This is a genomic window from Aliirhizobium cellulosilyticum (genome assembly GCF_014198105.1).
Taxonomy (GTDB): domain Bacteria; phylum Pseudomonadota; class Alphaproteobacteria; order Rhizobiales; family Rhizobiaceae; genus Neorhizobium; species Neorhizobium cellulosilyticum.
Map to the genome: position 1 here is coordinate 105,599 of NZ_JACIGW010000001.1, position 12,444 is coordinate 118,042.

The 12,444-nt window shown below is 59.6% G+C and carries 7 protein-coding genes; all 7 read right to left on the minus strand.

The window, feature by feature from the left end:
* Positions 1-61: 61 nt before the first annotated feature.
* On the minus strand, positions 62-1,882 hold the full coding sequence (locus tag GGE33_RS00435; protein ID WP_183820828.1) for a LytS/YhcK type 5TM receptor domain-containing protein: 1,821 nt from the start codon (positions 1,880-1,882) through the stop codon (positions 62-64).
* A 374-nt stretch (positions 1,883-2,256) separates the two neighbouring features.
* Positions 2,257-3,702, minus strand: a complete 1,446-nt coding sequence (locus tag GGE33_RS00440) for an NAD(P)(+) transhydrogenase (Re/Si-specific) subunit beta (RefSeq protein WP_183820829.1) — start codon at positions 3,700-3,702, stop codon at positions 2,257-2,259.
* A 20-nt stretch (positions 3,703-3,722) separates the two neighbouring features.
* Positions 3,723-5,297, minus strand: a complete 1,575-nt coding sequence (locus GGE33_RS00445; protein WP_183820830.1) for a Re/Si-specific NAD(P)(+) transhydrogenase subunit alpha — start codon at positions 5,295-5,297, stop codon at positions 3,723-3,725.
* 325 nt (positions 5,298-5,622) lie between these two features.
* Positions 5,623-7,101, minus strand: coding sequence for an amidase (locus GGE33_RS00450; RefSeq protein ID WP_183820831.1), 1,479 nt, complete (start codon positions 7,099-7,101; stop codon positions 5,623-5,625).
* A gap of 150 nt (positions 7,102-7,251) precedes the next feature.
* Complete coding sequence (locus tag GGE33_RS00455) at positions 7,252-8,952, minus strand: Mur ligase (RefSeq protein WP_183820832.1); 1,701 nt, start codon at positions 8,950-8,952, stop codon at positions 7,252-7,254.
* 29 nt (positions 8,953-8,981) lie between these two features.
* Positions 8,982-10,178, minus strand: a complete 1,197-nt coding sequence (locus GGE33_RS00460) for a beta-barrel domain-containing protein (RefSeq protein WP_246435652.1) — start codon at positions 10,176-10,178, stop codon at positions 8,982-8,984.
* A gap of 2 nt (positions 10,179-10,180) precedes the next feature.
* On the minus strand, positions 10,181-12,442 hold the full coding sequence (locus tag GGE33_RS00465; protein ID WP_246435655.1) for a type I secretion system permease/ATPase: 2,262 nt from the start codon (positions 12,440-12,442) through the stop codon (positions 10,181-10,183).
* Positions 12,443-12,444 lie beyond the last annotated feature (2 nt).

Sequence of the window (12,444 nt, forward strand, 5' to 3'; positions counted from 1 at the left end):
CGGTGGAGAGGTTTTGGCCTTTTGAAGGCTGCGGCGCGGCAGACCGTTTCCTGAAGGCCGTTTACTTTGTCGCCGACCACAGGCGGGCGACCTTCAGGCGGCCGCGAAGAGGTGTGCGTGCGGGTATAACGTCATCATGTGAATGATCGTGATGATGGTCATGCCGGCCATCATGATGGTGGCTATGGTCGTGTACGGGCTCACTCATCGGCACGCGCAGGTTCACGGTGGTAAAAGCTTCCGTTTCCCATTTTACATCGATGCCATAGGCATCGCCGAAATGCCCCTTGGTGCGGCGGTCGACGATATTCATGCCAAGCCCGCCATCGACGGACGGTTTGCGGACGAACAGGCCGGCATTGTCGGTCACCGATATCAGCAGATCATCGCCATCCGGCTTTGCCGAGATCGTGATCCGGCCCTCTCCGATCAGTTGTGACGTGCCATGCTTGATGGCATTTTCCACCAAAGGCTGGAGCGAAAAAGCCGGGAGACGGACCTCTGCCAGGTCGTCCGGAACATCGATCTCGATCTGCAGATGTTCGCGGAAACGTGCCTTTTCGATTTGCAGATAGGCGTTCACATGTTCGATCTCGTCGGACAGCGTGACGATGTCGTTCGTCCGCTTCAGGTTCTTGCGGAAGAAGGTTGAAAGATTCTGCACGAGACCCCGCGCTTCGCCCGGATCGATCCGGATGATGGCCGACAGCGTGTTGAGCGTGTTGAAGAGAAAATGCGGATTGACCTGCGCGTGCAGGAGCTTGATCTCGGATTCGACCAGCATCTGCTTCTGGCGCTCGTAGCGTCCGGCGAGAATCTGGGCCGAGAGCAGGCGCGCGACGCCTTCGCCGAGCGAACGGTTGAAGGTCGAAAACAGTTTGGTCTTCGGCTCATAGAGCTTGATCGTGCCGATAACGGCGTTGTCTTCACCCTTCAGCGGGATGACGAGTGACGATCCGAGCGGGCAATTCGGGTGGATCGAGCATTGATAGCTGACCTCGTCACCATCGGCATACATGACCTTGTTTTCGGCAATCGCCTCCATGGTCTGGGCGGAGGTGATGGCGCGGCCGGGCAGATGGTGATCGGCGCCGATGCCGATGAAGGCGAGGATCTTTTCGCGGTCGGTGATGGCGACGGCGCCGACATTGGCTTCCTCGTAAAGGATGCGGGCGACCTTGGTGCTGTTTTCGGCATTGAAGCCGTTGCGCAAAACGCCTTCGGCGCGTTCCGCGATCTTCAGCGCCTTGCCGGAGAAGACCGTCGAGTGAGTTTCGAAAAGTTTGCGCCGGTCGCCAAGGATGTTCATGAACATCGCGGCACCGATGGTATTTGCCACCGTCATCGGCAAAACGATCGTCTCGACCACATGGGCTGAATCGACAAAGGGTCTGGCGACGATCAGGATGATCGACATCTGGACGATTTCGGCAACAAGCGTGACGCCGGCGATCAGGGGAGGCCAGAAGAGGAGATCGGTCCTTTTGCGGCGCATGAGATAGCTGTGAACCAGCCCGCCAATCAGGCCTTCGGCCGTCGTCGCAATCGCGCAGGCAAGTGCTGTGAAACCGCCGAGCGAATAGCGGTGCATGCCGCCGGTGAGGCCGACTGCAAGACCGACCAGCGGGCCACCTAAAATACCGCCGAGCACAGCGCCGATCGCGCGCGTATTGGCAATAGCCTCGTCGATATGCAGGCCGAAATAGGTGCCCATGATGCAGAACATCGAGAAGATGACGTAGCAGGCAATCTTTCGGGACGGCCGGACGGTGACCTGCATCAGCGGCAGAAACAGGGGGGTCTTGCTGAACAGGTAGGCGATGACGAGATAGACGCAGGTCTGCTGCAAAAGGCCGATGACAAGGTTCGTCCAGCCGAACATGAAATGTCCTTCGTTCTATCTTCGCCAGCGGATGAGGCGTTCGATCACCGCACCGAGACGATCCATGCCATAAATCGCGACTGCCGCAATAGAAGGCGGCGCGCAACAGCTGCCACGCGCTTCACATTGACGTTTTACACGTTCAAGCGAAGCCGAACCGTCGGTTTCGGTCGAGGCAGTATCATCGGTCGGGGTCAAGCGTAAGCGCATGTGTCCATCACGGCAAGCGGATCGTTTTGATCTGATCCGCCATCAAGGTCACCCGCTGACGGGCCGTGCATTGACCTGTCGCAATACCGGGCTGGCGCTTCTTCCCGGTTCTCGGTGTTTCGGTCCGGGATCGCTTGCGCAACCCCGAACCCATTTTGCGTGTGTTACTTGATCATCGGCAGGAGTTCGGAGACGGATTTCTTCGCGTCGCCGTAGAACATCCGTGTGTTCTCCTTGTAGAAGAGCGGGTTCTCAATGCCGGAATAACCGGTGCCCTGGCCACGCTTGGAGACGAAGACCTGCTTGGCCTTCCAGACTTCGAGCACCGGCATGCCGGCGATCGGCGAGTTCGGGTCTTCCTGGGCTGCCGGGTTGACGATGTCGTTGGAGCCGATGACGATGACGACATCGGTGCTCGGAAAATCGTCGTTGATCTCGTCCATTTCCATGACGATGTCGTAAGGCACCTTGGCTTCGGCGAGCAGCACGTTCATGTGGCCCGGCAGACGGCCAGCGACCGGATGGATGGCGAAACGCACTTCCTTGCCGGAGGCGCGCAGCTTGCGGGTGAGTTCAGACACGGCCTGCTGCGCTTGCGCCACGGCCATGCCGTAGCCGGGAACGATGATGACACTGTCGGCATCGTTCAAGGCATTGGCGACACCTTCGGCATCGATGTCGATCTGTTCGCCCTCGATTTCCATCGCAGGTCCCGTCGTGCCGCCGAAGCCGCCGAGGATGACCGAAACGAAGGAGCGGTTCATCGCCTTGCACATGATGTAGGAGAGGATCGCACCCGAAGAGCCGACCAATGCACCGGTGACGATCAGAAGATCGTTGCCGAGCGTGAAGCCGATGGCGGCAGCCGCCCAGCCGGAATAGCTGTTCAGCATCGAGACCACGACCGGCATATCGGCGCCGCCGATGCCCATGATCAGGTGGTAACCGATGAAGAAGGCGAGAAGCGTCATCAGGATCAGCGTCCAGGCGCCCGCGCCGTTGCAATAGGCAAGCAGCAAGAGGAGTGAGAGCGCTGCCGCACCGGCATTGAGGAAATGGCCGCCGGGCAGTTTCTTCGCCTTGCCGTCGACCTTGCCGGCCAGCTTGCCGAAGGCGACTACCGAACCGGTGAAGGTGACCGCACCGATGAAGACGCCGAGGAAGACCTCGACCTTCATGATGGCCAGTTCGACCGGATCCTTGTGGGCGATAATGGCGGAAAAGCCTTCGAGCGTTGCGCGGGCAGCCTCATCCAGGCCGCCGACCCGCCATGCCTCGATATGGGCATTATAGCCGATGAAGACGGCGGCAAGGCCGACAAAGGAGTGCAGCGCTGCGACGAGCTGCGGCATTTCCGTCATCTGCACGCGGCTTGCCACGTAGTAGCCGGCGATAGAGCCAGCAGCGACCATGATCAGGATGATGAGGCCGATGCCGAAGCTGGTGGCGACACCCGGACCGAAGAATGTGGCGATGACGGCGAGCGCCATGCCGATGATGCCGTACCAGACGGCGCGCTTGGCGCTTTCCTGGCCGGAAAGGCCGCCGAGCGACAGGATGAAGAGAACAGCCGAAGAGATGTAGGCGGCCGAAACGATACCGATCGTCATGATGATTACCCCCTACGCACTCAAGACTTCTGGAACATGGCGAGCATGCGCCGTGTCACGAGAAAACCGCCAACGATGTTGATCGTCGCGACCAGAACCGACAAAGCGCCGAGCACGACGACCAGCCAGTTGCCCGAGCCGATTTGCAGGAGCGCGCCGAGGATGACGATGCCGGAAATGGCATTGGTGACGGCCATCAGCGGCGTGTGCAGCGAATGCGAGACGTTCCAGATGACCTGGAAGCCGATGAAGCAGGAGAGCACGAAAACAACGAAATGGCTCATGAAACTTGCCGGTGCATAGGCACCGACGACTAGCAGCAGCACAGTCGCGACGCCGAGCAGGATCGCCTGGTTCTTGGTCTGCGCCTTGAAGGCTGCAACTTCATTCGCCCGCTTTTCCTCCGGCGTCAGCTCCTTGGCTTTCTCCTTCGGCTTCTGGGCGGCAATCGCCTGAATTTTTGGTGGCGGCGGCGGGAAGGTGATCTCGCCGTCCTTGGTGACGGTCGCGCCGCGGATGACGTCGTCTTCCATGTTGTGGACGACAACGCCGTCCTTGGCCGGCGTCAGGTCCGTCATCATGTGGCGGATATTGGTGGAATAGAGCGTCGAAGACTGGGCGGCCATGCGGCTCGGAAAATCCGTGTAGCCGATGACGATGACGCCGTTCTCCGAAACTACGCGTTCGTCGGCGACGGTGAGGTCGCAGTTGCCGCCGCGTTCGGCCGCAAGATCGATGATCACCGAACCCGGCTTCATCAGGGCTACCATGTCGGCAGTCCAGAGTTTTGGCGCATCACGTCCGGGGATCAGCGCGGTGGTGATGACGATATCGATCTGAGGTGCCAGTTCGCGGAACTTTTCCAGCTGCTTTTCGCGGAACTCGGGAGACGAAGGAGCGGCATAACCGCCAGTCGCCGCGCCGTCCTGCTGGCTTTCCTTGAAGTCGAGGAAGACGAATTCGGCGCCCATGGATTCGATCTGCTCAGCCACTTCCGGGCGCACGTCGAAAGCGTAGGTGATGGCGCCGAGCGAAGTTGCGGTACCGATGGCGGCGAGACCTGCAACACCTGCGCCGATGACCAGAACCTTGGCCGGCGGCACCTTGCCTGCAGCCGTGACCTGACCGGTGAAGAAGCGGCCGAAATTGTTGCCGGCCTCGATGACGGCGCGGTAACCGGCGATGTTGGCCATCGACGACAGGGCGTCCATCTTCTGGGCGCGCGAAATGCGCGGCACCATGTCCATGGCGATGACGTTCGCGCCCTTCACCTTGGCTTGCTCGAGCAGTTCCTTGTTCTGAGCCGGGTAGAAGAACGAGATCAGCGTCTTTTCCGGGCCAAGCTTGTCGACTTCCGAGATTTCCGGCGGACGCACCTTGGCGATCACGTCGGAGGCTTCGATCAGCGCATCCGGCGTATCGACAACCGTCACGCCGGCGGCGCGATAGGCGTCATCGGAAAAGCCCGCAGCCTTGCCGGCACCGGTTTCGATTACGCAGTCATAGCCAAGCTTCTGCAAGGCAAGCGCGCTTTCCGGCGTCATCGCGACACGCGCCTCGCGGTCCCCGCGCTCTTTAAGAACCCCAATCTTCAATCGTTTCGTCCCCAGTTCGTTTTCATCATGCTCAAGCCGGTCGGTTACCGGCATTCCTTGTCGGACAGTGTTACGACAGGGATTTTCGAGCGGAAAGGTTGGCGATGGTACGTGCGGGTACGGTGAACACAAGGCCTTTACTGCCGTAAACAGGCCTTTTCTGTCGGATTCCTCGCTTCGCCTGCCGTTTGCTGGCAAGGCTGCGCGGTTTTGCAGGACAATCGGAGTGTCGCCAGCGACGATAGGTCGCTGGCACATTCTTGCCGTGGGATAGTTTGCCGAGCTTCTCTTTCAGAAGATCTCGCGCCAGCGTTGAGCTGTTCGGTCAGGCTATGGCGGTTACGTGTATTTTGGGAAGGTCGCCGAGATTCCACTTGCCGTCGATTGCCCGTTCGATCTGGGCTGCCAGCTGCAGCAATAGGCCATCACGACCAAGGCCGGACTGGATCTGCATGCCGAGCGGTAGGCCATTGGCATGTCGGGCAAGTGGCAGGCTGAGGCCTGGCGTGCCGCAAAGATTGCTGAACGGGGTATAGGCGAAGAAGCCCCAGAGATTGAAAAACCAGTCGAGGGCAGAGGGATTGTCGGTCATTGTCAGATATTCGGTCGTGCCGATCGGCGGTGTTTCCCGGGCGGTGATCGGCGTCAGCACGATGTCCCATTTCTCGTAGAATTCACCGAAGGCGCGGGCGGTTTCGTTGAAGGCGAGTTGCATGTCTGCGCGTTCGGTATAGGTCGCATCCTTGCCCTGTTCCCAGATGCGGATGTTCATCGGTTCGATGAGATCGCCGGGTGGTCGTTCTAGGCCTCGCATGCGCAGGAGATTGTTCACAGTCTGGGCAAAGTTGGTGATGTAGCAAGCCGTCTGTGCCGTATAGGCTTTCTCGAAGTCTATCGAGGGTTTGATCCATTCGACATGATGGCCGAGGCTGTCGAGGAAATGGGCCACACGCTCCAGCTCGGAGACGATATGCGGCGTCGATTTATATGGTCCCCATTCGTGGGAGACCGCGATGCGCAGTGGTTTCGGATCGCGCTTGATCAAGTTTAGGAAAGGCTCGTCGGGCGACCAGTAGGGCATGAATTCGCCCGGTGCGCCACCGCGGCAATTGTCGACGAAGGCGGCTGTGTCGCGCACTGTCCGGGTGATGCAGCCCTGTGTCGAGACGACAGAGGTGAAGTCTGAAGCCGCAGGAGCGATGGAAAAGGTGCCGCGGGAGGATTTCAGCCCGATGCCGCCGTTGACGCCTGCCGGAATGCGGATCGAGCCCCCGCCGTCTGTCGCATGGGCAAGCGGCACAACACCGGCGCCGACCATGACGGCGGAACCAGCGGACGAGCCACAACTGGTAAAATCTGTGTTCCAGGGATTGCGGGTCACATAAAGCGCCGGGTTTTCCGCCGAGCTGCAGCAGCCGAATTCCGGGGTCGTGGTGCGGCCGATGATATTGAGGCCTGCGGTCTTCATTTTTGTGGTGAGGAAGGTGTCGGAGGTCGGGCGATTGCCCTTCATGTAGAGCGAGCCTTGCTCCTGCAGCTGGCCCGCAAGCGTCGGGCCTAGATCTTTCAGGAGGAAGGGCAGGCCTGCAAATGCACCTTCGGGATTTGCGCCGTTGACCGTGGCGTCGGAAACAGCATCCTCGAAGATCTCGACGACGCCGCAGATCTGCGGATTGACCGCCTTGATCGCTGCTGCCGCCTGTGCTGCGAGTTCGGATGCGGTGACCTCTCCGTTTTTCACCAGTTCCGCAAGGCCAAGCCCGTCTTTGCCGAACCATTCGGCCCAGCTCATCACCATCGTCATCTGCATTCCCCAATGTTTTCGTTCTAGCGAAATTCTGTTTTGAAAAAGCCAAGGCGGAGCGGCCCGGTCACGTAGTGCAGGGGCTCAGATAATCACGCCTGATGCGGAGTGTCTCAGGAAATCTGCTGCGGTGCGCGAAAAGGGTTAGCGCTAACGCTCGCTTCTGCCGGAGACGTTTTGGGATGCGTCTTCTCTCGATTCCTGCTCATGCAGGTAGCGGAGATAGGCGACATATCCGGACAGATAATGCTCGACATCGTCGATCCGCACCCGGAATGCGTGGTGGCGGATGAAGAAGGAGCCGAGCACCTTTCTCGGATTGCGCATGAACATCGCCATCTCGGGCCAGAAATGCCCGTTGAGCATGTAATGCGCCCGTTTTTCGAGCGCGCGTTCGAAGCGGCCGGGATCTATGCGGTTCAGGAGATCAGTAAAACGCCCGTCGATTTTCAACCGTGTCAAAACCTGCCGCGTCGCCATCATCAGTTCGAGCAATGTCGGGAATGTCGTGATCCTGTTGGCGACGAAATCGAGATGATCGGCAATGTTGTCTATGGCGAAGCGGTAATATTCCTCCTCGGGGCGATGCCGTGTCAGTTCATTGGCGCAATAGGCAAGCCAATGGTCGTGATGGCGCGCGTGATTGTTGCAGATGAAATGCCCGAAGGCGAGTTCGACAGCCCTTAGCCAGCGGTCGTCGCGAAGCTGGTCGTAGAGCCGCATCAGGGCGAAGACAGCCTCTCCTTCGTAATAGATAGTGCGGAATTCCTGCCGGGTTTCGAGGCTGGGAAAAGTCAGGACGTGGCGGAAAGCGCCGGTTTTTTCGTCCTGCATGAAGCAGATGCCGGAGGCAAGCCTCTCCATCAGTTCGTCATGACGGTCGTCGTTAAAGACGCTGGCATATTTGGCAAGCGCCAGGATCGCGACGGCATTGCCGCCGAGCTTGATCTCGTTGTCGGCTTCGACGAGGAAGGCGGCGATCCGGCCGTTGGGCAAAAGCGCATGGACGATGAGATCGCGCGTCATGCAGGAAATCGACCGGCTGATCGCCTCGCGCAGGAGCGGTGTGCAGGTCAGTTCGTACGCCTCGATCACTGCATAAGTCGTGCTGGCATGGCGAAGCGTGTTGTAGGCGCCGATCTCCCTGTCGAAACAGGGGTGATAACCGTAAACGAAACGGCCGTCGGGGCTGACCTGGCGGGCGAGGAATTCGGAGGCGTCATAGATCAGTGACGTGACCTGCCCGACGTCCAGCTTGTCGATGATCCTGTGTCCGGCATTGAGGCCAGAGGGATGAAGCGGGTAGACCGTCGTTCCGTCGAAAAACGCGCCTGTGCTGGCGAAGGGATAGATCACTCGATCATCTGCAAAGTCCGGCGGTAGGTGATCAGGGAAACGGGAGCTGAAATAAAGAAGAAAGTTCTTTTCGTTCAGGTCGGCTGAGACATTGCGGTTGCCGCCATAGAGCATCGCGTTGGCGTTCAGTTCCTGTTCCTGAAAGGCGATCTCGAACCGGTCGTCCAGTGAAATGCCGAGGCGGAAGTAATTGCGTTTCGTGTCGTTCAGCACATCGCGGAGTTCGGCCCAAGTCGAGGCTTGCAGGGCGGTTGGCCAATCGACCCGCAACCACCGATGCCGGCCGGATTGGCGGCGTTGAATGGTTAGAACGGCCTCCATGCCCGTCTGCCAGGCCTGATCAAAAGACGAACCGCGTGCAATGCTGATGCTCGCCCTTTCCTCACCGTCGGAACAGGAAAAGAACAGCACATAGGCCGGATAGGGCGCGGGCAAGGGATGGCATGCGGATCGTACATGGTCCTGCAGCAGGGTCATATCCGGTGGCGTCGTCATGCAGTCCTCCTTGCACCAGCGCCGTTTTCCTAGCGTTCGCGCATCGCCTCTTTGGCCTTGTTGAAGGGTTTAAGCAGGTAATCCATCACGCTCTTCTGGCCGGTATGGATATCGACGGTGGCGACCATGCCGGGCGAGATCGGAAATATCTTGCCGGCATGATTTTCCAGCGCGTCTTTTTCCGTCTTCACGAAGACGCGGTAATAATAGATCTCGGGGTCTACCTCATCCTGGATCGTGTCGGGCGAGATGGTGACGACCTTGCCGTCGAGTCCGCCATAGATGGCGTAGTCATAGGCGGTGATCTTCACCGTGGCGCGTTGGTCGGGATGGATGAAGGCAATGTCGCGCGGCAGGATACGGGCCTCGATCATCAGCTGGTCGCCGAGCGGGATGATATCCATCAGCTTGCCATTCGGCGGCACGACACCGCCGATGGTGGAAACCTCGATATTCTTGACGATGCCGCGCACCGGTGAGCGAAGAGTAAGGCGGGCGAGGCTGTCCGAACGGCCCTTGATGATGGAAATGAGCGAGCTTACCTCGGCATTGGCCTTGGCCAGCTGTTCGCGGGCTTCTACGACATATTGGGTGCTGGTCTCGACCTTCTTGAGTTCCAGTTCCGCCCGTTCGCGCTTCAGGCGGATGATCTCGACACTGCTGGCCGCCCCCATCTTCGACAGGTCTTCATTGACCGCAAGCTCCTGACGGGAGAGGGCGAGTGATTCATCGATCCATTGCAGCGTCTCTTTCAGGTTATGCTGGCGGGCTTCATAGAGCCTGGTCTCCGAGGTGACCAGCTCGGGATAGCCGGTCAGTTCATCCGGAAAGGTGAGGGGGGTCTGGTTGACTTCCGCCGTCAGCCTGGCCGAACTCGCCAATGCAGCCCGGTATGTGGCAGCGGATTCTCCGACGCCGGATTCGGTGATCGTCGGATCGAACTGGGCAATCAGTTGTCCGCGTTCGACGACCTGGTTTTCCTGAACCATCAGTTTCGAGACGATGCCGCCTTCCAGCGACTGGATGACCTGTTCCTTGCTGATCGGCACGACCTTGCCGTCACCGGTCGAGACCTCGTCGAGGATGGCGAAATAGGCCCATACCATGCCGACGACGATAAGGAGGGCCATGACCTTGATGACGGTCTTTGCTCCGGACAGCCGTACCTCGTCCTCGCCGCCATATTGCCAGCTCTCTTCGACGAGGCGGGGGAATGACATGGCCATGGCTAGTTCGCTCCCTTGACGCTGCGCAGTTGCTGGGCCGGCTTTTCGCCTTTGAGGACCCGCAGGGCTTCTTCCTTATCGGCATTGAGCACGATGCGGCCACCGTCTAGCGCGACAACGCGCTCGACCAGATCCAGCACACGCATCCGGTGGGTGGCGATAATCACCGTCTTGTTTTTCGCCCAGGCGGAGAAACGCTGGATAAACAGCTTTTCGGTAGCCTCATCCATGGATGCCGTCGGTTCGTCGAGCAGCACGACAGACGGGTTGCGGATCAGCAGCCGCGACAGAAGCAGGGCCTGCTGCTGGCCGCCGGAAAGACCGCGCCCACCTTCGTCGATCAGGTGATCGATGCCCTTCGGAAGCATGCGGATGAACTCATCTGCGCCGGTCATCTGCAGCGCCTCCAGCATCGCCTGTTGTGAGGCGTTCTGGGCGCCCATCAGCACGTTTTCGCGGATCGAGCCATGGAACAGGCGGGAATTCTGGGTGATCAGGCCGACTTCCCGGCGCAGGTCGGACGGGTCGATCTGGTCGATCGCCAAGGTATCGATCAGCGCCTCGCCTGTATGGGGTTGCAGCTGGCCGGAAAGCGCCTGCAGCAGGGTGGATTTTCCCGCGCCGTTCTTGCCGAGAAGGGCGATCGTGTCACCGGCCTCGGTCGAGAAATCCGCAAGTAACAGCGCCGGCCGGCCAGCCGGTTCGTCGTAATAATAGACGGCGCCGCGGAAGCGATATTCGCCTAGCAGCGAACCGACCGAAAGCCTTGATTCCGCCGGCGGATGGTCGACCGGCATTTTCATGATCGTATTCAGGCTCGACAGGCCGATCTTGGCATGCTGCAGGCGCCCCAGAACCTGGGTCAGCTGCGCCATCGGCGCCATCATGCGCGAACCGAGAATGGAGCAGGCGACAAGCGATCCGGTGCTCAGGTCGCCCGCCATGACCATCGGCGCGCCGCAGAAGACAATTACGGCAAAGACGCTGGTCTGGACACCATGGCCCCAGCTCGTCAGCGTGCTGGTGATGGAACGCAGTTTGACCTGCGCATCGGCGCTTGCGGAATTGAAGGTGTTCCATTTCTGCTGGAACACGCTTTCGGCCTGTAGCGCCTTGATATCCTCGATGCCCTGAATGGATTCGACCAGCATGGCATTGCGCAGCGACGATTCCCGCATCGCGAGGCTGGCATTCCGCTTCAGCTTGCCCTGCGCCAGAAGGCCGGGGGCAACCATGATGAGCAGCGCTGCCGCCGGAATGACGGCAAGCCAGCCGCCGATATAGGCGAACAGACCGAGGAAGAGGAGAAAGAAGGGCAGGTCAGCGATGGCGGAGACCGTCGTCGAGGTCAGCATTTCGCGGACCTGTTCGAGTTCCCGTAACTGGGCGATGAAGGTGCCGGTCGCCTTGGGCCGGTTCTGGTTTTTCACCCGCAGCGCATGGCCGAAAACGACATCGGAGATGCGGATATCCGCGCGCTTGCCGACGATGTCTATAATGGCCGTCCTGACCTTGCGCATGATGAAGTCGAAGACGACCGCCACGCCGACGCCGATGAACAGGACGACGAGTGTGCTCATGGAATTGGCGGGCACGACCCGGTCATAGACCTGCATCGAGAAGATGACGCCGGCGATGGAGAGAGCGTTGGCAACGAAGGATGCGAGGAGAACGTAGCTGTAGGGGCGAAGATCGCTGAGCGCGAGCTTGCGGAACCAGCCATGCGTGTCGGGCGCGATATAGGCATCAATGCGCTCGTCGGGCCGGTTCCGTGCATCGCGGGCGATCAGAAGATGGGTGATGTGGCCATCGATCTCGGAAAGCGGGATCCAGGTCCAGTGACCGTTATCGCCGGCAAAGGTGATCTTCACCTCGTCCCGGTTGATCTCGGTTATCAGCCCGATATCGCCGTAGCTGAGTTCGATCAGCATTGGCAGGCGGCGAGCCGTAATGCCTTTGGCCAGCGGCTCGACCGGCTTTGCATCGAGACCGAAACGCCGTGCCAGCTTGCCTATCCGATGAACGGGAGGCGCTGCCTCCTGCATGATTGAGATGTAGTTCGTGGCAAATTTGGAATGGGCGATGCCATAGTGCTGCGCCAGCAGCCCCATGATCTCGATCCAATCCTTTGCATGGCTCAGCGAGGCTGCATTTGCCTCGGTCTTTTTCTGATCATTCGTTTCGGGGTTAGGTGGGGGAAGGGCAGCTGCCCTTTCCCCTGTCGTTGCCTGCATCCTTTCGGAAGGAGCCTGTCTGGCATCCATCA

Coding starts and splice junctions, on each gene's coding strand:
- GGE33_RS00435 (WP_183820828.1), bottom strand. CDS start 1,882: ATGTTCGGCTGGACGAACCTTGTCATCGGCCTTTTGCAGCAGACCTGC.
- GGE33_RS00440 (WP_183820829.1), bottom strand. CDS start 3,702: ATGACGATCGGTATCGTTTCGGCCGCCTACATCTCTTCGGCTGTTCTC.
- GGE33_RS00450 (WP_183820831.1), bottom strand. CDS start 7,101: ATGACGATGGTGATGAGCTGGGCCGAATGGTTCGGCAAAGACGGGCTT.
- GGE33_RS00455 (WP_183820832.1), bottom strand. CDS start 8,952: ATGACGACGCCACCGGATATGACCCTGCTGCAGGACCATGTACGATCC.
- GGE33_RS00460 (WP_246435652.1), bottom strand. CDS start 10,178: ATGGCCATGTCATTCCCCCGCCTCGTCGAAGAGAGCTGGCAATATGGC.
- GGE33_RS00465 (WP_246435655.1), bottom strand. CDS start 12,442: ATGGATGCCAGACAGGCTCCTTCCGAAAGGATGCAGGCAACGACAGGG.